We start from the raw sequence: 22150 nt of genomic DNA on the forward strand, positions 1-22150 counted from the left end.
AGCGCAGCGACGAGCAAGCCCTGCGGTCAGCGCCGGATGGCGATGACCTCGACGTCCGCGTTCATGGCGCGCAGCCTCCGCACCGCTTGTAGCAGCGAGACTTGAGCGAAGGCGAAGAGAGAGTTGACGGCAATATCCTCGCCGTCCTTCAGTAGGATGCCGAAGACCACGCGGAGCGTACCGAAGTCTTGGATGAGGCGGTGGTTTGGGCTGTGGGCGGCTATCTGCTTGAGGAACTTGGCTCGCACCTCCGCATCGCTCCGCAAGGTCTCCACGGCGACCACCCCTTGGGCGAAGAGGTGGTTGAGGGGGGCGGTACTCGAGGTGGCCTTCTTGACGCAGATCAGCTGACTGTCAGGGCCCAAGACGTCGCAGATCTCCAACCCCCCTCCCTTGAATTTGCCGGTGTGGACATTCTTCTTGTCGAAGAGGAGATATCCGTCCTGCTCTGCTGCCCGGTGGTTGAACCAGTCTTCATCGTGGGAATCTTGACCGTCTGAGTTGAGCGGTCCCCTCGTCCAGCTGGGCAGCGTGACGGTCCGCGGGGCCTCGAAGAGGCTGGTGAGCTCCTCTTCGAGGGTTTCAATGAAGCCAGCTCCCACCTCAAACCATTTTCCGTTGCCGTAGAACAGCCGGTCGGGGTTGGCCTGTATGTCAGCGATCAGCCACTCCTTGCCATTGGTGGTGACGCCGGCAGGGGTTTGGCAGTCGTCGTCGCTGAACATGGTCACCCGGACGTCGGCGAGCGCCTTCAGTCGCTCGCCGTGCGGCTTGTCCTTCACGAAGGCCAGCAGCTGGCTCAATTCGAGTTCGTTGGTTTCGATCACTCGGGCTCCGCGTCGGATGCGGAACGCTTGGGCCGAGCTGTGGCTTTCCTGACAGGCGTCGGGAACTCCGGTGGTCAGGCGGGGACTGCCCGGGTCTGCGAGGAGGCCCTCGAGGATCTTCTGGGCTTCGACAGCCTTGCGGCTGCCGTTGTTGAGGGTATGGACCCTGCTGACGAATCGCAGCTGAGGTAGTGGATCGGGTCTTGCGCAGACGTCTTCGATCGTCCGTAGGTCGCTGAGGAACTCTTCCAGGCTGGTGGCCAGAGGCAGTTTTATGGTGGCCTGGGAGCATTCAACCCGCACTCGACGTATCCGACCCGATTCCAATGACGTCAGCGCCAGCCCGCTTACGGTGCCGCATATGCGGCGGACGACAGCACCAAAGCGGTCCAGTCCGAAATCGTCGATGCGTTCGCCGCGCGAGACCGAGTACTCGTCAACCCGGCCCCGGCCGTCCATGATCTGATTGCGGACCTTGATGACTCCGGCGTCGTCGAGGCAGCGGGTTGCGAATTCCAGACCGAACTCGTCGTCGCGGTAGTAGGGGTCCAGCATGTGGTGCCCCACTCCGTAACTCAGCGCGTAGACCCCACGGGCCGTACGCATGATGACTAGGCCGGCTGCAGCGCGATTCCTCTCGTTGACGTTGAGGCCGGTGATGGACTCGAGGGTGTCGCACCAGTCAGCGCGCTCACGAGGCACTCCTCCCGTCATCAGCAGTCCCTCGATGCCTTCACGGGTGAAGTTCCGGACCTCATAGTCGGCGCCGTCAAGGTACCTGTCACGCACGAACTCGCTCAGCTCCACGGCATGCCCTTCGGCCCTCAACCGGTGGAGCGTGGACTTACGGGTGGCGGGTCGGGTTCTGCGGGTATTGCCCACGGTGGCCTCCACGCACGTGCAACGCAGGACCTACCAAGAAAGCAGACAGGAGGCGTCCCCGCCACTGAACTGACCACCCGAGTTTCGCGCGGATGCCAGCCGAGAAAGGGTGCCAGCAGGGGCGGGGAGTCCTTCCAACGCTGCTGCCCCCAGATCCGGCAAAGACCTGCCCGACGTCAGACACCAGCGGCACGCACCCTCTCCCCGGCTGGCGACCGTTGCCGCGCGCCCGGGCGCCGTACGCACGCCGTAACGCGCCGCCCCACGGACCGCCGAAGCATCGTGGGTTCAGGTTGGTGAACGGAGCATCTGAGTCCACCGAGCGTTCGCACACACGTCCGGTGACAACAACGGCTGTTATGTGCCAACTATCGTTGTGAGTCACACGACGTCAGCGGCGGACCCGGGGCATGCCCAGGCCGATCCAGGAGATGATCTCACGCTGGATCTCGTTGTTGCCGCCGCCGAAGGTGAAGATGACGGCGCTGCGGTAGCCGCGTTCGAGTTCGCCGTGCAGGACCGCGCCGGCGGAGCCGTCCTTGAGGGAGCCGGCCGCGCCGACGATCTCCATGAGCCAGGCGTACGCGTCCCGGCGGGCCTCGGAGCCGTACACCTTGACCGCGGAGGCGTCCTGCGGGGTGAGGGTGCCGGCCTGGACGGCGTTCACCATCTGCCAGTTGAGCAGCTTCATCGCGTCAAGCCGGGCGTGGGTGCGTGCGAGGCGCCCGCGCACCCAGCCGAGGTCGATGACCCGGCGGCCGTCGGCGAGTTTGGTCGCGGCGGCCCAGCGCTGGACGTCGTGGAGGGCCCGGATGGCCATGGTGCCGTGCGCGGCCAGGGTCACGCGCTCGTGGTTGAGCTGGTTGGTGATCAGGCGCCAGCCCTTGTTCTCCGCGCCGACCCGGCGGCTCGCGGGGACGCGGATGTTCTCGTAGTAGCTGGCGGTGGTGTCGTGCGAGGCGAGGGTGTTGATCAGGGTGCAGGAGTAGCCGGGGTCCGAGGTCGGCACGAGGAGCATGGTGATGCCCTTGTGCGCGGGGGCGTCCGGGTCGGTGCGCACGGCGAGCCAGACCCAGTCGGCGGTGTCGCCGTTGGTGGTCCAGATCTTCTGGCCGTTGACGACGTACGTGCCGTTCTCCTCGTCGCCCTCGCGGACGGCCTTGCACTTGAGCGCCGCGAGGTCGGTGCCGGCGTCGGGCTCGCTGTAGCCGATGGCGAAGTCGATCTCCCCCGCGAGGATCTTCGGCAGGAAGTACGCCTTCTGCTCGTCGGTGCCGAACTGCATGATGGTCGGCCCGACGGTGTTGAGCGCCATCAGAGGCAGCGGTACGACGGCCTGCGCGGCCTCGTCGAAGAAGATGAACTGGTCCATCGGGGACATCCCGCGGCCGCCGTACTCCTTCGGCCACCCGACCCCGAGCCAGCCGTCCGCCCCGAGGCGTCGGATCGTCTCGCGGTAGTACCGCTTCTGGGCGGCCGGGTCCTCGTAGCGGGCGTAGACGTCGTCCGGGACCAGCTCGGCGAAGTAGGCGCGCAGCTCGGTGCGCAACTGCTGCTGCTCAGGCGTGTATTCGAGGTGCACGGCCCCTCCGGGAGTCTCGCGGTCCAGCCGGTTCGCTGTGGCGGCGGTCAGAGTAGAACCAGTTTCAGAAATTCGGAAGGGCCGGGGATGCGCGGGGCCCGGGCGTTCCCGGGGTGCCGGTGGCTCGAGGACCCGCGTGCCGGCGGTTCCGCGCCGCCGTTCATACTCCCGTCCATGACGAGCCCACGGAGCAGAGCGGAATTCTTCGTCGCGCCCGAGCGGGACGGCCGTTTCAGCGGCCCCGCGACCGGCGACGAACGGCGCATGCTGGTCGCCTTCCTGGCGGACCACCGCGCGACCCTGGAACTGAAGTGCGCAGGCCTGGAAGAGGAGTTGGCGCGGCGGTCCGTTGAGCCGTCCACGCTCTCCCTGCTGGGGCTGGTCCGGCACCTCGCCGATGTGGAGCGCCGCTGGTTCAGGAAGGTCCTGGCCGGGCAGGACGCGCCGCCGCGGTACTCCTCCGCGGCCGCACCGGACGGGGACTTCGACGGCGCCGAGGCCGACCCCGCGGCCGTCGAGGCGGCCTGGGAGGCGTGGCGCCACGAGGTGGCCTTCGCCGAACGCTTCGTCGCCGAGGCGCCCGACCTCGACGTCGAGGCCGTGGACGCGTGGCGCGGGAAGGTGTCCCTGCGCTGGGTCCTCATCCACATGGTCGAGGAATACGCGCGGCACAACGGTCACGCCGACCTGCTGCGCGAGAGGATCGACGGAGCCGTCGGCATCTGAGCCGCCGGGTACTTCACCGTGGCCCGGCCGTGCTGATGCCGGTGCCGGCCAGGCCCGGCCGCTTCATGTGCTCCTCCGGCCGGCGCAGGGTCGGACCACTCCCCCGGCGTCGAGCGCACCGGGCAGGCCGACGGCCCCGGTTCCCGGCTCGGGACCGCTCGCGCCGGGCCCGTACCGGGTGGGACGTCCGCCGCCGTCAGGTGTAGAGGTAGAGGAGGTCGAAGCGGACGAGGTCCCGGGCCCCGTCGAAGTGGTACGCGCCCGAGGGGAGGGCGGACGACTGCGGGCGGTTCGCGTGCGCGTCGAACTGCGGGCTGTGCTGCCAGGCGGCGTCGGCGGGCAGGTACTGCTCCAGCGGGGCGGGCAGCCCGGACGTGGGTGCGGCGGGCGCGAAGGCGTACTCGGCGTTGCGCACGATCGCGGCCGCGCCGCCGGCCGCGAGGCGGGCGACACCGACCAGGCGGATCCGGGAGTCCGGGCTCGGGACGGTGCGGTCCCCGGCGCCCTCGTCGATGTCGTAGCCCAGCCAGTGCGCCTCGGTCAGTTCACCCACGTGCGTCCCGAAGCGGGACTCCAGCGGCTCGAGGTCGGTGCGGACCCGGACCCGGGGCCGGTCCGGCTGCGGCCACGCGGCGTACGCCGTGAGACCGCCCACGGCCAGCAGCGGGAGGCCGGCGATGAGCAGGAACCTGCGCCGGTCCGTACGTCCCGGCTGCGCTTCCACGACCGCCCCCGCCCCGATGCCCGTCAGTTCAGGGCGCTGATCATAGCCGCCGCCGTCGCCGCCATCGCCGTACGGGCGGCCGTCAGGTACGGCCGGGGGTCCGCCGGGGTCAGGTGGGTGCGGATGGCCTCGGTCATGGCCAGGTTCAGCGCGGTCCCGATGTTGACCTTGCGGATGCCGCCGGCGACGGCCGCCGCGAGCTCGGCGTCCGGCAGCCCGGAGGACCCGTGCAGGACGAGCGGCACGTCCACCGTCTTGGCCAGCCGGGCCAGCAGCACGTGGTCCAGGGCCGCGGTCCGGCTGGTCATGGCGTGGCTGCTGCCGATGGCGACGGCCAGCGCGTCGACCCCGGAGTCGGCGACGAACCTCCGTGCCTCGTCGGGGTCGGTACGGGCGCCGGGCGCGTGCGGATCCAGCGGGGCGGCGCCGTTCTTGCCGCCGACCTCGCCCAGCTCGGCCTCGATCCACAGCCCGTTGGCGTGCGCCCAGTCGGCGGCGGAGCGCGTCGCCTCGAGGTTCTCCCCGTACGGGAGGTGCGCGGCGTCGTACATCACGGAGCTGTACCCGGCGTCGCAGGCCTGCCGGAGCAGTTCCGCGCTCTTGACGTGGTCCAGGTGCAGGCCGACGGGGACCGCGGCGGCCTCAGCGCAGGCGACGGCCGCGCGGGAGATGGGCAGCAGCTGCCCGCCGCGGAACTTCACGGCGTTCTCGCTCAGTTGCAGGATGACCGGCAGCCCGGCGGCCTCGGCCCCGGCCACGACGGCTTCGGCGTGCTCCAGGGTGATGATGTTGAAGGCGGCGACGGCTCGGCCCGAGCGGGCCGCCTCCAGGACCAGGGGTCCCGCGGGTACGAGGCTCATCGGACCGCCTCCTCGCCGGTGGTGAGGATCACCGAGCGGGTGAGGTGGCGCGGCGCGTCCGGATCCAGCTGCTGGTGGGCCGCGACGGCGAGGGCGAGGCGGTGCACGCGGACCAGTTCGGCGAGCGGGTCGAGCCGCCCGGCCACCCACTGGGCGCCGGTGGCCCGCACCTGCGCGGCGAGCCCCTCGGGGGCCTCGTCGAGCGACCAGGTGGCGGTGCCGGGCCCGGAGACGCTGATCGGCCCGTGCCGGTACTCCATCGCCGGGTAGGACTCCGCCCAGGACAGCGAGGCCTCCCGCATCTTCAGTGCGGCTTCGTTGGCCAGCCCGACGCTCCAGCCGCGGCCGAGGAAGGTGAACTGCCCCCGGCTCGCGAGCTCTGCGGGCAGCGGCTCGGTGAGGGCGGTGCGGGCGTCCTCGACCACGGCAGGGGTGTGCCGCCCGACGTGGGCGCGCAGCAGGGTGAGGGCGGTGGTCGCGAAGCGGGTCTGCACGACGGACTGTTCGTCGGCGAAGTCGAGCACGACGAGCTCGTCCGCGAGGGTCATCACCGGGGTCGCGGGATCGCCGATGACCGCGGTGGTGGGGACGCCCGTGTCGCGGAGCGCCCCCAGCAGGTCCAGTACCTCGGTGGTGGTGCCGGACCGGGTCAGGGCGACGACCCTGTCGTAGCGGCGGTGGCGGGGGAACTCCGAAGCGGGGAAGGCGTCGGTCTCGCCCTGCCCGGCCTCCTCGCGCAGCACGGCGGCCGCCTGGGCCATGAAGTACGAGGTCCCGCACCCGACGATCGCGGTACGCTCCCCCGGCTGCGGCAGCACCGACCGCTGGGCCGGGGCCAGTTCGGCGGCCCGTTCCCAGCATGCGGGCTGCGTGCCCAACTCGTACGCGACGTGACTCATACAGGCTCCCTCGTGCGACATGGCGGGTCTGAATGCGTGTTCCTGCAAGGTATCGGGCAGTTTCACGCAACTTCAAGCATCCACGGGGTGATCGACTGAGTTAGTGTCGCCGGGTGGGCCGGTGGAGGCCGGGGGAACTCACCGGCGAGGGCCGTGGAACGAATGTCGCAGAACACCGGAGGGGCGGACGATGACGCGCAAGGAGCGCTGGCAGACACTGCTGGACCTGCTCGTGGAGCGGGGTGAGCTGGAGGTGGAGCCGGCGGCGGAGGCCCTCGGCGTGTCGGCCGCGACGATTCGCCGCGACCTCGACCAGCTCGCCGAACAGCAGCTGCTGGTCCGCACCCGTGGCGGGGCGGTCCTGCACGGGGTCTCGTACGAACTCCCGCTGCGCTACCGGACCTCGCGCCGCGCCGCCGAGAAGCGCCGGATCAGCGAGGCGGTGGCGGCCCTGGTCGTCCCGGGCGAGGTGATCGGCCTGACGGGCGGCACCACGACCACCGAGGTGGCGAGGGCCCTGGCCGGCCGCCCGGACCTGGCGCAGGGCTCGCCGGCGCTCACCGTGGTGACGAACGCCCTCAACATCGCGGGCGAGCTGGTGATCCGGCCGCAGTTCAAGATCGTGCTGACGGGGGGCGTCGCCCGCCCGCAGTCGTACGAGCTCACGGGGCCCCTCGCCGAGCAGGTGCTGGGCCAACTCGCCGTGGACACCGCGGTGCTCGGCGTGGACGGCTTCGACCCGGCGGACGGCGCGGCGACCCGGCACGAGGACGAGGCCTCGGTCAACCGCCTGCTGTGCGAGCGGGCCCGCCGGGTGGTCGTCGCGGCCGACTCCAGCAAGCTGGGCGTGCGGGCGTTCGCCCGGATCTGCGCCACCTCGTCGGTGGACGTGCTGGTGACGGACACCGGCCTGGCGGCCGGGGTGGCCCGGGAGTTCGAGGCCGCGGGGGTGCAGGTGCTACGGGTGTGAGCCGCGGCCCGGGCGGCCGTCCGGGCGGAGTGGATCTGCGTCCGGCCCGGCCGGATCACCGCCCGCACCGTCGATCACCGCCCGCACGGTTGATCCCCGCCCGGTCCGGCCCTCCGTAGACTCCCCGGATGGACAGCCATCCCCTGAGCCTCACCGTCCTCGGCAGTGCCACTCCGTATCCGGGCCCGGACAACCCCTGTTCCGGCTACCTGGTGTCCGGCGGCGGCACCCGCGTCTGGGTGGACGCCGGCACGGGGACACTCGGACCGCTCCAGCGGTACGTCGGGCTGGGCGCGCTGGACGCGGTCTGGATCTCGCACCTGCACGCCGACCACAGCGCGGACCTCCTCACCGCGTACTACGGCCTGCTCTTCGCCGACGTCGAACGGGCGGCGCCGCTCCCTCTGTTCGGCCCTCCGGGCATCGCGGACCGGCTGGCCGGCTTCCTCACCAACGGCGCGGCGCGCAGCCCCGTCGAGTCCGCCTTCGCCGTCCACGAACTGCACGACGGACACCGGGCGAGGATCGGGGCGCTCACCCTCACGAGCAGCGCCGTCGCGCACGGGATGCCCGCCTTCGCGGTCCGCGTCGAGGCCGGCGGCCGCTCGCTGGTCTACTCCGGGGACACCGCGCCGTGCACTGCGCTGACGGCCCTCGCCGAGGGGTGCGACCTGCTGCTGTGCGAGGCGGAGAGCGCCCGCCGACCGTCGCCCGAGGAGGGCGAACACCTCCACCACACGCCCGAGGAGGCCGGTGCGACTGCGGCCGCCGCACGCGCCGGACGGCTGGTCGTCACGCACGTGGGCCGCGGCCTCACCCCTGCCGAGGCGGTCTCGCGCGCCTCGGCGCACTACGGCGGGCCCGTCGGGCACGCGGCGCCCGGGACGGTCTTCACGCTCGCCTGACCCGCCTGCGTCCGTTTGCGTCCGCCTGCGTCCGGCGTGCGGCGTACCTCGATCAGTGCGCCGGCAGCCGCTCGGACTCGCGGACCAGAGCGGCCAGCACGGGGGCGATCAGCGGATGGGTCTCGCCGCCCCGGCGGGTGGCGGCGAAGACCCTGCGGGTGGCGGCCGGGCCGGTCACCGGTCGGACCTGGACCTCCTTGAGGTCCATGCCCCGCAGCGCCGAGCGCGGTACGAGGGCCACCCCGGCGCCGGCGCCCACCAGCGCCGTCACGGCGCGGAAGTCGTCGGAGGAGTGGACGAACCGGGGCTGGAAGCCCGCCAGTTCGCAGGCGAGGAGCGTCACGTCGTGGCACGGGTTGCCGGGGTACTGGCCCACCCAGTCCGAGTCGGACAGGTCGGCCAGCGACACCGCGGGCGCGTCGGCCAGCGGGTGACCCGAGGGCAGCACCGCGTCGAAGGGCTCCGCGTACAGCGGGAGGACAGACAGCCGGGCGTCGTCCGCTCCGGGCCCGCCCCGGTACTCGACCGCCAGGGCCACGTCCGCCTCGCCGTCCAGGAGCAGCGGCAGGCTCTGGTCGCCCTCCGCGTCCCGGACCCGAAGCCGGATGCCCGGCTGCTCCAGTGCGAGCCGCGCGATCGCCGGGGCCAGGACCTCGGCGATCCCCGTCGCGAAGGCGGCCACGGTGACCTCGCCCGCCGAGCCGCCCGCGTAGGCGGCGAGTTCGGCCTCCGCCCGCTCCAACTGCGCCAGCACCTCGTGGGCGTGGCCGAGGAGGATCTCACCGGCCGCGGTGAGCCGCACGCCGCGGCCGCTGCGGGTGAGCAGCGAGTGGCCCGTCTCCTGTTCCAGCGCCGCGAGCTGCTGGGAGACGGCCGAGGGGGTGAGGTACAGGGCTGCGGCCGCGGCGGTCACCGTACGGTGGTCCGCCACGGCCCGCAGGATGCGCAGCCGGCGGGGGTCGATCACCCCTCCATTGTCGCAGGCCACCTGGGTCCCTCAGGCCGCTGAGGCCGCTCTTGCCACCCCCACCGCCCTTGCCACTCGGACCGCTCTGGCCCCATAAGCCGCTCACACCCCTCAGGCCCGCCAGGCGACTCGGGCTCAGGCCGGCCGGGCCGGTCAGGCGCCGGTCAGGCCTTCTCGGCCGCCAGCGCCGCACGGGCCTCGGTGAAGGCGGCCACCGCGCGCTCCACGTCGGCCGTCGAGTGGGCCGCCGAGAGCTGCACGCGGATGCGCGCCGCACCCATCGGCACCACCGGGTAGGAGAAGCCGATCACGTAGACCCCGCGCTCCAGGAGCAGCTCCGCCATGCGGGCCGCCTCCGCCGCGTCGCCGATCATCACGGGGGCGATGGCGTGGTCACCGGGGAGGATCTCGAAACCCGCCTCGGTCATCTTCGCGCGGAACAGCGCGGTGTTGGCGGCGAGCTGCTCGCGCAGGTCGCCGGCCGACTCCAGCAGGTCGAGGACCTTGAGGGAGGCCGCGGCGATGACCGGGGCGAGGGAGTTGGAGAAGAGGTACGGGCGCGAGCGCTGGCGCAGCAGCTCCACGATCTCGGCGCGCGCCGCGACGTAACCGCCGGAGGCGCCGCCGAGGGCCTTGCCGAGGGTGCCGGTGATGATGTCGACGCGGTCCATGACCCCGTGCAGTTCGGGGGTGCCGCGTCCGCCGGGGCCGACGAAGCCGACGGCGTGCGAGTCGTCGACCATGACCATGGCGTCGTAACGCTCCGCCAGGTCGCAGATCTCGGCGAGCGGGGCGACGTAGCCGTCCATGGAGAAGACGCCGTCGGTGACGATCAGCTTGCGCCGGGCGCCGCCTTCGGTGGCCTCCTTCAGGCGGGCTTCGAGCTCGGCCATGTCGCGGTTGGCGTAGCGGAAGCGCCTGGCCTTGCTCAGCCGGATGCCGTCGATGATCGAGGCGTGGTTGAGGGCGTCGGAGATGACCGCGTCCTCGGCGCCGAGGAGGGTCTCGAAGACTCCGCCGTTGGCGTCGAAGCAGGAGGAGTAGAGGATCGTGTCCTCCTGGCCGAGGAAGGCCGACAGCCGCGCCTCCAGCTCCTTGTGCACCTCCTGGGTGCCGCAGATGAAGCGGACGGAGGCCATGCCGTAGCCCCAGCGGTCCAGTGCGTCCTTCGCGGCGGCGACGACCTCGGGGTGGTCGGCGAGGCCCAGGTAGTTGTTGGCGCAGAAGTTGAGGACCTCTCCCGCCGTGCCGCCCGCGGTGACGGCGACGGCCGCGCTCTGCGGGGTGCCGATGACGCGCTCGGGCTTGTGCAGGCCGGCGGCACGGATCTCGTCGAGGGTGGTGCGCAGGTCCTCGCGGACGGACTCGAACATGGGTGCGTTCTCCTTGTGCGGCGGAGTCGGGCGAAGAGGGGGGCCGGGCCCCGCGGAGGGGGTTCCCCCGGACGGAGTCGGGGGGAGAGGGTTTGCGGGGCCCGGCCGGAGGGAGATGGTTCAGTGGGTCCGGTCCGGCGGTTAGGCCGTCCAGTCCAGGATGATCTTGCCGCTGCGGGCGGTCGACGCCTCGTCGAAGGCCGCCTCGAAGTCGCGGTGCGAGTAGCGGCCGGTGATCACGGGGCTGAGGTCGAGCCCGCCCTCCAGCAGCACGGTCATCGCGTACCAGGTCTCGAACATCTCGCGGCCGTAGATGCCCTTGATGGTGATCATCGAGGTGACCACCTTCGCCCAGTCCACCGGGAACTCCTGCGCGGGCAGGCCCAGCATGGCGATCTTGCCGCCGTGCGTCATGTTGTCGATCATGTCGCGCATGGCCTCGGCGCGGCCGGACATCTCCAGGCCGACGTCGAAGCCCTCGCGCAGGCCGAGCCGCGTCTGCGCCTCGGCGATCGAGGACTCGGCGACGTTCACCGCGAGGGTGGCACCCGCCTTGCGGGCGATCTCCAGGCGCTCGGGGCTCACGTCGGTGATGACGACGTTGCGGGCGCCGGCGTGCTTGGCCACGGCCGCCGCCATGATCCCGATCGGGCCGGCGCCGGTGATCAGCACGTCCTCGCCGACCAGCGGGAAGGACAGGGCCGTGTGCACGGCGTTGCCGAAGGGGTCGAAGATCGCGGCGACGTCCAGGTTCACGGTGGTGCGGTGCACCCAGACGTTCTGCGCCGGCAGCACCACGTACTCGGCGAAGGCGCCGTCCCGGCCGACGCCGAGCCCGATCGTGCTGCGGCACAGGTGGCGGCGGCCGGCCAGGCAGTTGCGGCACCTGCCGCACACCAGGTGGCCCTCGCCGCTGACCAGCGCGCCGATCTCGATGTCGCGGACGTCCGCGCCGAGCGCCGCGACCTCGCCGACGAACTCGTGGCCGAGGACGAGCGGGGTCTTGACCGCGCCCTGCGCCCAGCCGTCCCAGGCCCGGATGTGGAGGTCGGTTCCGCAGATGCCGGTGCGCAGCACCTTGATCAGCACATCGCCGGGGCCGTACTCGGGCTCGGGGACGTCCATGAGCCACAGTCCGGGCTCGGCCTTGTGCTTGACGAGTGCCTTCATGGGGTGGCTCCAGGCATGCGGAAGGAGGCGCCGCGGGCGTGCGGGCCCGGACGGCGTCGGTGACGGGCACCAATCTGCCGATCGGCGCAGTGATCAGTCCATCGAGACTTTCTTAAGCGGGCCGACAGCGCAGCTTCACGCCTATGCTCCTCGGGTGACGGGGCAGGGTCCCGTGCCGATGCCGGCGCGGGGAAAAGGGGAGGTGAGGGGCGTGCCGAGTCTGCGCAGCAGGGCGCTGTCGGCGGCGCTGATCGCGGCGGGACGGCGAAGATGGTTCGCGAGCGCCGAGGCGGTACGGACCCGGGTGGCGGAGTCCGCCCGCCGGCCCGCCTCCCATCTGCCGCCGCGTTCGCTGGGGCGGGTCGCGGACATCTCGCGGACCTTCGTCGGAGCCTGGCCCGTGTACGACGTCTCCCCCCTCGGGAGGGAGCCCGCGGCACAGGTGCTGTACGTGCACGGCGGCGGGTACATCAACGAACTGGTCCGCCCGCACTGGGCGCTGATCCGGACCCTGGTGACGCAGGCGCGGGCGCGGGTCGTCGTACCGGCGTACGTCCTCGCTCCGCGCGGTACCGCCGACCGGAACGTCCCGGTCGCGGCCGATCTGCTGAGCGGCCTGATCGCGGGCGGCGGTGGCGGCGGGACGGTGCTCATCGGGGACTCGGCGGGGGCCGGGCTGGCGCTGGCGGCCGCGCAGTGGCTGCGCGACCGCACCGGCGCGCAGCCCTCCAGGATCGTGCTGATCTCGCCCTGGCTGGACGTGACCATGAGCCATCCGGACCAGGCGGCCATCGAGGCCGCCGACCCGATGCTGGCCCGTCCGGGGCTGCGGGAGGCCGGCCGGCTGTACGCGGGGACCCTGGCCGTCGACGATCCCCGGGTGAGCCCGCTGCACGGGAGTTTCGCAGGGCTGGCGCCGCTGACGGTGTTCGCCGGGACCCGGGACGTGCTGATCACGGACAGCAGGGAGCTGCTGCGCCGGGCCCGCACGGAGGGGGCCGAGGTGGAGTTCCACGAGGCGGCGGGGCTGCCGCACGCGTACCCGCTGCTGCCGGTGCCGGAGGGGCGGGCGGCGCGCGACCGGATCGTCGAGCTGATCAGGGCGACGGCTGAGCTGTGATCCGACGGCCGGCTGTGACCCGACGGCCGGCTGTGACCCGACGGCGGACTGTGACCCGCCGGCGGAGCTGTGACCTGCCCACCCGTGACCGCGGATCACAGTGCGCTACGCCGTGCAGGTCATCAGCGAGCTGATCGGCCAGGCCCGGTACGCCGTCCAGTACGCCTCGTCGCGTACGTCGTCGGCGGGCGGGGTCCGGTTCGGCTGCCAGCCGACGGTGGCGAAGCCCGCCTCGACGGCCGCCTCGGCGAGGTCGGAGTGGGCCCACTCGCGGAACTCGAACGGCACCGGCGGCTCGGTCAGGAAGTGCGCCTTCAGCAGCGGTGCGTCGCCGTCCGGGATCCGGTCGAGGATGCGGACCCCGTACGGCGACCAGTCGACGCGCGGGAAGGCCCCCGCGTTGGGCACGATCGCCAGCAGCCGCCCGCCGGCGCGCAGGTTGGCGCGGACGGACCGGAACATCGCGTGCAGGGACCTGCGGTCGGGCGCGTAGCTGAAGACGTAAGCGGCGGTGGCGAGGTCGAAGGGGCCGAGGTGGGGAAGGCCGGCGGCGTCGGCGACGTGGTACTCGACGTCCGGCCGGTCCTTCGTGGCCTCGTGCTCGCGGGCCAGCCGGATCATCTCCTCCGAGACGTCCACGCCGACGGTGCGGCGGGCCCCGCCGCGGGCGAGCAGCCGGGTGTTGTAGCCGTATCCGCAGGCCAGGTCGAGGGCGTCGAGCCCGCGCACCCCGCCGAGCGCGTCGAGGGCTCCGTGCAGCGTGTAGGTGTCGGCCGCCGAGAAGGCCGCCGTGGTCTTGGACTCCGCGTAACGCTCGCCGATGGTGTCGTACTGGAACCGCATGCTCTGCCTTCCGGGGACCTGCCGGGGGGGTGGGGGCGTGCGTATCGTGCCCCGCGGCGCGACCTGGGGGCGGCCCGTACACCCGTACGTCCCCCGGACGAGGGAGGCGGTCGGCCTATCGCGGGTGCTCGGGCCCCTGCCGGCCGCTCGGAATCAGCTCGCGGGCACAGGCGCGCAGCCAGGCGTGCGCCGGGTCGGCGTCGTGGCGCGGGTGCCAGGCCATGCCGAAGGGCAGGGGCGGCAGGGCGAGCGGTATCTCGAAGGTCTCCAGCCCCAGTGCGGCGGCGAGCGGCGCGACCTGGGTGGTCAGCAGTCCGACGAGGTCGCTCTCGCGCAGGACGAACAGCGAGGCGGGGAAGGTGCCGACGCTGCCCACCACGCGCCGGGACAGCCCCTGTTCGGCGAGGGCGGCGTCCACCGGGCCCTCGAGGCGTCCGCGCCGGGAGGCGGTCAGGTGCTCGGCCGCGGCGAACCGGCGCACCGTGAGGCGGCCGCGGAGCAGCGGGTGCCCGCGGCGCACGACGCCCAGCATGCGCTCCTCGGACAGGTGCTCGACGCGCACTTCGGGGGAACGGGTGTCGACGACGCCGAGTTCCAGGTCGGCGACGCCTTCGCGCAGCGCGGGGACGTCCACGTGGCTCTCCGGGAGGAAGCGCAGCCGCACCCCCGGCGCCTCGCGGGTCACCCGGGTGAAGAGCGTGGCCCCGTAGACGGCGGTGAAGGCGTCGTTGGCCAGCACGGTGAAGGTGCGGGTGAGGGTGGGCAGGTCCACCTCCGCGCCGGTGAGGAAGAGGGCGCGGGCCCGTTCCACGACGGCGCGGACCTCCCCCTGCACGGCGAGCGCGTGCGGGGTGGGCACCATGACCCGGCCGGCCCGGACCAGGACGGGGTCGCCGAGGGCCTTCCGGATCCGGCCGAGGGTCCGGCTCATGGCGGGCTCGGACAGGTGCATGCGGGCCGCCGCCCGGGACACGCTCGCCTCCTCCAGGAGGACGTCGAGGGCGACGAGGAGATTCAGATCGAGACCGGATTGCGTCACACGCATGAATCCCTTGCACAAGTTGCACTGGAAAGCAGGTCATCCCAACTCTACGGTGATCCAAGGGTGATGGCCGTCGCCGGCCTTCCCTTCCCCCTCACCCTCTTCTTCCTTCTCTTCCTGCCTGCCTGCCTTCCGCCGTACCGCCACCGACTCCGAGGAGGAGCCGTGCTCCGCCATGCCGTCGCGCAGGGTCCCACCGTCCCCGCGCCCTCTCTCACCCGGCCAGCCCTGCTCGCCCTGTGCGCCTGCGTCCTGGTCGCCCAGGGGATGGTCGCCGCCGTCAACCTGCTGATCCCCCAGCTCGCCGCGTCCGACCTGCGTCCGGATCCCGGCGAGCTGCTGTGGTCGGTGGACGCGTACGTCATCGTCTTCGCCGCGCTGCTGATCCCCGCCGGGGCACTCGGCGACCGGTACGGCCGCAAGGGCGCCCTGCTCGCCGGGCTCGGCCTGTTCGCGGCGGGCGGGGCGGCCAGCGCGCTCGCCCAGGCCCCCGCCGTGCTGATCGCCGGGCGCGGCGTGTGCGGGGCGGGCGCGGCCCTGATCATGCCCGCCACCATGTCCGTCCTGGTCCACCTGAGTCCGCCCGAGCGGCGCGGTCGCGCACTGGCCACCTGGACGCTGTCCGCGGGCCTCGGGGGCCTGGCGGGCAATGTCGGCGGCGGCCTGGCCGGGGAGTACCTGACCTGGCGGGCCCTGTTCTGGGCCGTCGTCCCGCTCGCCGCGCTGCTCGCGCTCGCGGTCGCCCGTGCGGTTCCCCGTACCCCGTCGCAGCCCGCCGCCGCCGTCGACCCCTTCGGAGCGGCGCTGCTCGCGGGGGCGCTGCTCGCGGTGGTCTACGGGATCATCGAGGGCCCCGCGTACGGCTGGGCCTCGGTGCAGGTGCTGACCGCCTTCGGCGCGGGTGCCGGGCTGCTCGCCGCTTTCACCGGCCATGCGCTGCGCGCCGCCCGGCCGCTGCTCGACCCGCGGATCTTCGCCTCGCGCAGGCTGCGTGCCGGGACGCTCGGCATCGCGACCGGTTTCTTCGGACTCTTCGCACTGTTCTTCGTCAATGCCCAGTACCTCCAGTACGCGAAGGACTTCTCCCCCGCCGAGACGGGGTTCGCGATCGTCCCGCTGACCGTCGGCATGGCCCTGGTGCCCGGGTTCGGCGCCCGGCTCCAGGAGCGCACCGGGCCCCGGCTGCCGGTCGGCGCCGGGCTCGGCCTGATCGGGGCGGGGCTGCTGCTCGTCTCCACCGCCGACGCGGGCACCCCGTACCCCCTGTACGCGCTCTACCTGCTGGTGCTCTCCGTGGGCACGGGCCTGTCCGCGCCCTCGCTGACGCTGACGGTCGTCGCCGAGCTGCCCTCCCACCAGGCCGGGCTCGGCTCCGGCCTGAACACCGCGGCCCGGGAGATCGGCGCCGCCCTCGGAGTGGCGGTGGTCGGCACCGTGCTGGCCTCGCGCTTCCACGGGAACCCGCAGGATCCGGCCCAGGTCGCCGCGTTCACGGACGCGATGGGGGCCGCGCTGCGCACGGTGGCCGTGGCGCTGTTGTGCGCGTCGGCCGCGGTGGTGGCGGGGTACCGGGCCGCGGGGCGGCGCGGGCGCGGCCGGGATGCAGTGGCCGCCACCGAGGGCGCATCCTGACTGTGTGATCGCGAGAGCGGACAGCGGCGGCGTGGCGGCCCCTGACGCCATGACCCGGGCGCTCGCCCGGGCGACCGTGGGCGCCGTGAACGCCGTGGGTGGGTACGCGGGCGGGGTCTACATGCGCTCGCCCACCGCCGGCCTCCTGCTGCTGTCGGTGTTCATGGGACTGCCGCTGCCGCTGTTCCGCCCGTGGTGGCGGATCCAGGTGAACCGCCCGTACCCGCCCGCCGAGGCCTACCGCACCGGGCAGGCCGTGCATCTGGCCGACGCGGAGTCGGCCGTGGGCCGCTTCCCGCAGCTCGTGGCCAGCCTGCCGTTCCCCTTCGCCTCGCTGTACGAGCCGGTGACCGCCGGGGCGCAGCGGTTCGGCGTACTGCTGGTGCTGCGCCCGGCGACCCCCGGCATCCCGGTCGGGGCCCTCGACCGGGAACGGTTGCGGGAGGCCGCGGACCGGCTGGCCCAGGAGCTCGCAGGGCTTTCGGCGGCAGGGGCGCCCGTGACGTGGGAGGGCGACCCGGTGGCGGTGCCGACGCCCCCGCCCGACACCGGGTCCGCGGGGGCCCGCGCGGCTCTCGACCGGCTCGAGCTGGCGGTGCTCTCCCTGGACCGGCAGGGCAGGATCGGCTTCGTCAACAGGGGGGCCGAGGATCTGCTCGGCCTCGCCGGCCCGCAGCTGTACGGGAAGGTGCTGTGGGAGGCTCTGCCGTGGTTGGGGCACCATGCCTACGACGACCATTTCCGGGCCGTCTTCATGTCCGGTGAGCCGGCGCACTTCCCGGCCCGTCGCGGCCGGCACCCGCCCGGGGAGTGGCTGTCGGTGGACCTGCACCCCGCCCCCGACGGCGTGACCCTGACGATCAGCAGAACCGAGAAGCCCGCATACGCCCCCGCGTCGGTGGTCCAGCCGGATGCGGGCCGGGGTTCGCCCGTCGACCAGGCCTCCGCGCTGTACCGGCCGGTGGCCCTCGCCATCGCGCTGTCGGAGGCGGTCACGGCCCGGCAGGTGTCGGCGGTGGTCACCGAGGAGCTGCTGCCGGCCTTCGGCGGCCGCCAGCTGGCGATCTACCTGCTCGACGAGCGGCACCTGTACCTCGCCTGGGAGACCGGTTTCCCGCGGGGCTTCCTCAACCGGTTCGACGGAGTCTCGCTCGATGTGCGGCTGCCGGGCGTGGAGACGCTGACCACGGGCCGGCCCATGTTCTTCGAGTCGATGCAGCACCTCGCCGCCGCCTATCCGGGCATTCCGCTGGACGCCAGCGTCGGCGCCCGCGCCTTCCTGCCCCTGATCGCCTCCGGCCGGCCGGTCGGCTCGTGCATCCTGGGCTTCGACTCGCCCCGCGGCTTCAGCTCGGAGGAGCGTACGGTACTCACGGCGCTGGCCGGCCTGATCGCCCAGGCCCTGGCGCGGGCCCGGCGCTACGACAGCGAGGCGGCCCTCGCGCGCGGGCTGCAGTCGGCCCTCCTGCCGCACCGGCTGCCGGTGCGCGAGAACGTGGACACGGTCGGCCGTTATCTCGCGGGCACCGCGGGCATGGACGTCGGCGGCGACTGGTACGACGTCATCGAGACGGGTCGCGGCCTGCTGGCCCTCGTCATCGGGGACGTCCAGGGCCACGGTGTGGCGGCCGCGGCGACCATGGGTCAACTCCGCAGTGCCGTACGGGCCTTCGCCCTCAGCGGCAGTACGCCGGAGCAGGTGATGAGGGGCACCAACCAGCTGCTCATCGACCTGGATCCGGGCCAGTTCGCCAGCTGCTGCTACGTGTTGCTCGACCCGGCCTCGGGCGCCGTCCGGGCCGTCCGGGCCGGTCACCCCCAGCCGCTGCTGCGCCATCCCGACGGCCGGACCGAGGTGCTGGACCTGTCGGGCGGGGTGGTGCTCGGCATCGACCCGGAGGCCTCGTACCCGGTCACGGAACTGCGGCTGGAGACGGGCGCGGTGCTCGCCCTCTACACGGACGGGCTGGTGGAGACGCCGGGCATCGACATCGACGACGGGGTCGAGCGGCTGCGGGCGGCCCTGGCGGCGGCCCGCCCGTCCCCGCTGACCGAGACCGCCGACCGGCTGGTCGCCGAGGCGGACGGTACCGCCGACCGGCCGGACGACATCGCCCTGCTGCTGGCGTCCCGCAAGCGCGAGGACGCGTAGGACCCGTAGGACCCGACCCGTAGGACCCGTCAGCCGGCGTGCGGGGACCGGCCCGTGGACCCGCTCGTGCCGCTCGTGCCGCCCGCGCCGCCCGCGCCGCCCGCCAGGATCAGTGCGGTGTTCACGAGTCCGACGTGGCTGAACGCCTGGGGGAAGTTGCCGAGTTGGCGTCCGGCGAGGGGGTCGTACTCCTCCGCGAGCAGTCCCACGTCGTTGCGTACGGCCAGCAGCCGCTCGAAGAGGTCGCGGGCCTCCTTCTCCCGGCCCGTCAGGTACAGGGCGTCGGCCAGCCAGAACGAGCAGGCCAGGAAGGCCCCTTCGTCGCCGGGCAGCCCGTCGACGGAGGGCCCTTCGGTGGTGTAGCGGCGGACCAGCCCGCTGCGGCCGAGCTCCTCCCGGACCGCGTCGACCGTCCCGACGACGCGCGGGTCGTCGGGCGGCAGGAAGCCGACCCGCGGGATGAGCAGGGTGGCCGCGTCGAGCTCGCTGGAGCCGTAGTACTGGGTGAAGGTGCCCCGCTCGGGATCGTAGCCGCGCTCGCACACGTCGCGGTGCACCTCGTCGCGCATGGTCCGCCAGCGCTCCACGTCGCCGGGCATCGAGGGGTCCTTCTCCAGGGCGCGCACGGCACGGTCGGCGGCGACCCACGCCATCACCTTGGAGTGCACGAAGTGCCGGCGCGGTCCGCGCACCTCCCACAGACCCTCGTCGGGCCGGCGCCAGTTGCGCTCCAGGAAGTCGAGGAGCGCGAGCTGGATCCGCCAGGCGTGCCGTTCGGAAGGGAGCCCGGAGGACCGGGCCAGGTGCAGGGAGTCGATGACCTCGCCGTACACGTCGAGCTGGAGCTGGTCGACGGCGGCGTTGCCGACCCGGACCGGGGCGGAGGAGGCGTAGCCGTGCAACCACGGCAGCTCGCTCTCGGGGATCCGGCGCTCGCCGGCGATCCCGTACATGATCTGGAGGCCGGCGGGGTCGCCCGCGACCGCGCGCAGCAGCCACTCCCGCCAGGCTCGGGCCTCTTCGAGGAAGCCGGTGGACAGGAGCGAGCCGAGGGTGAGGGTGGAGTCCCGGAGCCAGCAGTAGCGGTAGTCCCAGTTGCGGACGCCGCCGAGCTCCTCGGGGAGGGAGGTGGTGGAGGCGGCGACGATGCCGCCGGTCGGGGCGTAGGTGAGGGCCTTGAGGGTGATCAGGGAGCGGGTCACGGCCTCCGCGTAGGGGCCCTCGTAGCGGCACTGCGCGCTCCACTCGCGCCAGTCGGCGAGTCCCTGCTCCAGCGCCTCGAAGGGGTCGCAGGGCTCGGGGCGCGGCTCGTGCGAGGGGTGCCAGGTGAGGACGAAGGCGACGCGCCGGCCGGGCGTGACCGGGAACTGGGAGCGGGTGCTGTTGGCCTCGCCCCAGGTGCGGACCGGGGGGATGCTGCGGAACCACGCGGAGTCGGGCCCGGCGACGGCGACCCGGTCCTCCTCCACGCGGCGCACCCAGGGGACGACGTGGCCGTAGTCGAAGCGCAGGCGCAGGGTGCTGTGCATCCGCACGGTGCCGCTGATGCCCTCGACGATGCGGACCACGTCGGGGGCCCTGTCGCGCTGCGGCATGAAGTCGATGACCTTGACGGTCCCGCTGTCGGTCACCCAGTACGACTCCAGGACGAGCGAGCCGTCCAGGTACGCGCGGCGGGTGCACGGCTCTCCGTCGGCGGCGTCGACGGGGGCGATGCGCCAGTGGCCGTTCTCCTCGTCGCCGAGGAGTTTGGCGAAGCAGGCGGCCGAGTCGAAGCGGGGCAGGCACAGCCAGTCGATGGACCCGTCACGGCCGACCAGTCCGCTCGTCATGAGGTCGCCGATGAGTGCGTAGTCTTCGATGGGTTGTGTCATTTGTGCGCTCTTCCCGCGAATGCCCGGGGCCAATCAGCTCGGGCCCCGGCCATCCCCCTGCGCGCTACGTGAGGCTCTGGGGCCTAGTCGCGCACGAGGAGCAGTACCGCGGCGAGGACCACGCCGAGGGCGACGGCGAGGGCGCCGTGCGCCAGGCGGTGGCCGCGCAGGACGGGCAGGAAGCGGTCGACGGCGTACCGGCCGGGGCCGGTGAGGGCGAGGGCCGCGGCGCCCGCGGTCAGCAGCAGTTCGTACTCGATGCCCTTGGGGGCGAAGAAGGCGCCGGCGCCGTGGACGGCGATCGCGTTGATGAGGGTTCCGACGATCGCGGCGCCGGCGAGCGGGGTGAGCAGCCCGAGGGCGAGGCCGAGTCCGCCCAGGGTCTCGGTCAGCCCGGCGAGGACGGCCATGGCGTCACCGGCAGGGTAGCCGCTGGCAGTGAAGAACTGGCCGGTGCCGCTGATGCCGCCGCCCCCGAACCAGCCGAAGAGCTTCTGGGTGCCGTGGGCGGCCATGGTGAGGCCGAGGACGAGGCGCAGGAGGAGCAGGCCGGTGTCGTGGCCCGGGGTGGAGAGGGCGGTGGGCTCGGGGTGTACGGCCGGCGCGGCGGCCTGCGGCTTCGTCGAGGTGACGGAGGGGCTGGTCATGGGGGGGTCCTTCCGGTCGGGCGGCCCGGTGGAGAGGGCAGAGAGTTGTTCAAATTCGAACCGCTGATGCTCGACCCTAACCATTGATTCAAATTGGAACAACCCGTGTAGGCTGGGGCCATGTCTGAACCGAGATGGCTGGACGACCGCGAGATGCGGGCCTGGAGCGGCTTCCTGGCCGCATCGGCCCTGGTGAACCGCCGTCTCGACCAACAGCTCAAGGACGAGGCCGGGCTCTCGCACCCCCAGTACGAGATCCTCGTACGGCTCGCCGCGGCACCCGGGCGCGAGCTGCGGATGACCGAGCTCGCCAACGGCCTGATCAACTCCAAGAGCGGGCTGACCTACCAGGTCACCCAGATGGAGAAGGCCGGACTGGTCCGCCGCCGCAGCTGCCCCTCCGACGTCCGCGGCGTCTTCGCCGTCCTCACCGACGCCGGCAGCGCCAAGCTGGAAGAGGCCGCACCGGGGCACGTGGCGACGGTCCGGGAGATCCTCGTCGACGTCCTGACCCCCGGACAGCTCGACGCGCTCGCCGACGGGCTGGGCGAGGTCGGCCGCAGGCTGCGCGAACAGGGCGCCTGAGTGGATCCGGCCGCGGGCCCGGTAGCGGGTGCCGGTCCCGGGGTATAGGGGCGGCATGGACGGAAAGGTCTGGCTCTCCTTGTTCGCGGTCGTCGCGGTGGGGCTCGCGATCGCTGCGGCCGTGCTGCTCGTACGGGTCTTCAAGGCGCGGCGGCTGCTGCTCGACGCGGGGATCCCGCTGCGCGACAAGGCCCTGTTCTGGGTCGCCGTGGTCTACACCGTCTCGCCGGTGGACCTGATTCCGGACCCGGTGTACCTGGACGACATCGGCGTGCTGATGCTGGCGCTGCGCTCCCTGCACGCGGCGGCCGGGGCCGCCCGCACGACGAAGGAGCCGGACGCCGTCGCGTGAGCCGTGGGGGTACGGGTC

20 protein-coding genes are annotated in these 22150 nt (G+C 72.8%); 8 read left to right on the forward strand and 12 right to left on the reverse strand.

Annotation, left to right across the window (positions count from 1 at the left end; translation table 11 throughout):
- Positions 1 to 26 precede the first annotated feature (26 nt).
- The gene (locus PV721_RS03345) at positions 27 to 1634 is read right to left on the reverse strand and encodes a DUF6119 family protein (protein ID WP_319721257.1); all 1608 of its coding nucleotides are present in this window, start codon (positions 1632 to 1634) and stop codon (positions 27 to 29) included.
- A gap of 466 nt (positions 1635 to 2100) precedes the next feature.
- The gene (locus tag PV721_RS03350) at positions 2101 to 3291 is read right to left on the reverse strand and encodes an acyl-CoA dehydrogenase family protein (RefSeq protein WP_319721258.1); all 1191 of its coding nucleotides are present in this window, start codon (positions 3289 to 3291) and stop codon (positions 2101 to 2103) included.
- A 174-nt stretch (positions 3292 to 3465) separates the two neighbouring features.
- Here PV721_RS03350 and PV721_RS03355 point away from each other — a divergent pair, with 174 nt between their 5' ends.
- Positions 3466 to 4017, forward strand: coding sequence for a DinB family protein (locus tag PV721_RS03355; RefSeq protein WP_319721259.1), 552 nt, complete (start codon positions 3466 to 3468; stop codon positions 4015 to 4017).
- Positions 4018 to 4213: 196 nt separating this feature from the next.
- Here the strand turns inward: PV721_RS03355 and PV721_RS03360 are convergent, their stop codons facing one another.
- From PV721_RS03360 to PV721_RS03370, 3 genes are read right to left on the reverse strand one after another with little or no spacing between them, the layout of a single operon-like run.
- Complete coding sequence (locus tag PV721_RS03360; RefSeq protein WP_319721260.1) at positions 4214 to 4741, reverse strand: hypothetical protein; 528 nt, start codon at positions 4739 to 4741, stop codon at positions 4214 to 4216.
- Between the two features lie 23 nt (positions 4742 to 4764).
- Entirely contained in the window at positions 4765 to 5601 is an 837-nt protein-coding gene (locus PV721_RS03365) for a class II fructose-bisphosphate aldolase (protein ID WP_319721261.1), read from the reverse strand.
- Positions 5598 to 6500 carry an SIS domain-containing protein gene (locus PV721_RS03370; protein WP_319721262.1) on the reverse strand — a complete coding sequence of 301 codons (903 nt, stop codon included), beginning with the start codon at positions 6498 to 6500 and terminating at the stop codon, positions 5598 to 5600. Before PV721_RS03370 ends, PV721_RS03365 begins: the two co-directional genes overlap by 4 nt.
- Before the next feature lie 190 nt (positions 6501 to 6690).
- Between PV721_RS03370 and PV721_RS03375 the strand changes: the two genes are divergently transcribed.
- Positions 6691 to 7470 carry a DeoR/GlpR family DNA-binding transcription regulator gene (locus PV721_RS03375; protein WP_319721263.1) on the forward strand — a complete coding sequence of 260 codons (780 nt, stop codon included), beginning with the start codon at positions 6691 to 6693 and terminating at the stop codon, positions 7468 to 7470.
- Between the two features lie 128 nt (positions 7471 to 7598).
- Positions 7599 to 8375, forward strand: a complete 777-nt coding sequence (locus tag PV721_RS03380; protein WP_319721264.1) for an MBL fold metallo-hydrolase — start codon at positions 7599 to 7601, stop codon at positions 8373 to 8375.
- A 52-nt stretch (positions 8376 to 8427) separates the two neighbouring features.
- Here PV721_RS03380 and PV721_RS03385 read toward each other — a convergent pair whose 3' ends face one another.
- The 3 genes from PV721_RS03385 to tdh form a co-directional block, all read right to left on the reverse strand.
- Positions 8428 to 9342: a LysR family transcriptional regulator gene (locus PV721_RS03385; RefSeq protein WP_319721265.1), complete on the reverse strand. Its 915-nt coding sequence runs from the start codon at positions 9340 to 9342 to the stop codon at positions 8428 to 8430.
- A 164-nt stretch (positions 9343 to 9506) separates the two neighbouring features.
- Positions 9507 to 10715: a glycine C-acetyltransferase gene (locus PV721_RS03390; protein ID WP_319721266.1), complete on the reverse strand. Its 1209-nt coding sequence runs from the start codon at positions 10713 to 10715 to the stop codon at positions 9507 to 9509.
- A gap of 141 nt (positions 10716 to 10856) precedes the next feature.
- On the reverse strand, positions 10857 to 11885 hold the full coding sequence (gene tdh / locus PV721_RS03395) for an L-threonine 3-dehydrogenase (protein WP_319721267.1): 1029 nt from the start codon (positions 11883 to 11885) through the stop codon (positions 10857 to 10859).
- A gap of 211 nt (positions 11886 to 12096) precedes the next feature.
- Here tdh and PV721_RS03400 point away from each other — a divergent pair, with 211 nt between their 5' ends.
- Positions 12097 to 13005, forward strand: a complete 909-nt coding sequence (locus PV721_RS03400) for an alpha/beta hydrolase (protein WP_319721268.1) — start codon at positions 12097 to 12099, stop codon at positions 13003 to 13005.
- Positions 13006 to 13110: 105 nt separating this feature from the next.
- Here the strand turns inward: PV721_RS03400 and PV721_RS03405 are convergent, their stop codons facing one another.
- Both PV721_RS03405 and PV721_RS03410 read right to left on the reverse strand, forming a co-directional pair.
- Complete coding sequence (locus PV721_RS03405) at positions 13111 to 13848, reverse strand: class I SAM-dependent methyltransferase (protein WP_319721269.1); 738 nt, start codon at positions 13846 to 13848, stop codon at positions 13111 to 13113.
- A gap of 115 nt (positions 13849 to 13963) precedes the next feature.
- A complete protein-coding gene (locus PV721_RS03410; protein WP_319721270.1) occupies positions 13964 to 14893 on the reverse strand; it encodes a LysR family transcriptional regulator in 930 nt (309 codons plus the stop codon).
- Positions 14894 to 15055: 162 nt separating this feature from the next.
- Between PV721_RS03410 and PV721_RS03415 the strand changes: the two genes are divergently transcribed.
- The gene (locus tag PV721_RS03415; protein ID WP_319721271.1) at positions 15056 to 16522 is read left to right on the forward strand and encodes an MFS transporter; all 1467 of its coding nucleotides are present in this window, start codon (positions 15056 to 15058) and stop codon (positions 16520 to 16522) included.
- Between the two features lie 49 nt (positions 16523 to 16571).
- Complete coding sequence (locus tag PV721_RS03420; RefSeq protein WP_319721309.1) at positions 16572 to 18674, forward strand: SpoIIE family protein phosphatase; 2103 nt, start codon at positions 16572 to 16574, stop codon at positions 18672 to 18674.
- Positions 18675 to 18703: 29 nt separating this feature from the next.
- Here PV721_RS03420 and PV721_RS03425 read toward each other — a convergent pair whose 3' ends face one another.
- Positions 18704 to 20548, reverse strand: a complete 1845-nt coding sequence (locus PV721_RS03425; RefSeq protein WP_319721272.1) for a glycoside hydrolase family 15 protein — start codon at positions 20546 to 20548, stop codon at positions 18704 to 18706.
- Positions 20549 to 20631: 83 nt separating this feature from the next.
- Positions 20632 to 21195, reverse strand: coding sequence for a DoxX family membrane protein (locus tag PV721_RS03430; protein WP_319721273.1), 564 nt, complete (start codon positions 21193 to 21195; stop codon positions 20632 to 20634).
- Positions 21196 to 21315: 120 nt separating this feature from the next.
- On the opposite strand from PV721_RS03430, the gene PV721_RS03435 reads away from it, so the two are divergent.
- Complete coding sequence (locus PV721_RS03435) at positions 21316 to 21780, forward strand: MarR family winged helix-turn-helix transcriptional regulator (protein WP_319721274.1); 465 nt, start codon at positions 21316 to 21318, stop codon at positions 21778 to 21780.
- Between the two features lie 55 nt (positions 21781 to 21835).
- Positions 21836 to 22132, forward strand: coding sequence for a YkvA family protein (locus PV721_RS03440; protein ID WP_319721275.1), 297 nt, complete (start codon positions 21836 to 21838; stop codon positions 22130 to 22132).
- The last annotated feature ends 18 nt before the right edge of the window (positions 22133 to 22150 follow it).

This window comes from Streptomyces sp. MB09-01 (assembly GCF_033794505.1).
Classification (GTDB): Bacteria; Actinomycetota; Actinomycetes; order Streptomycetales; family Streptomycetaceae; genus Streptomyces.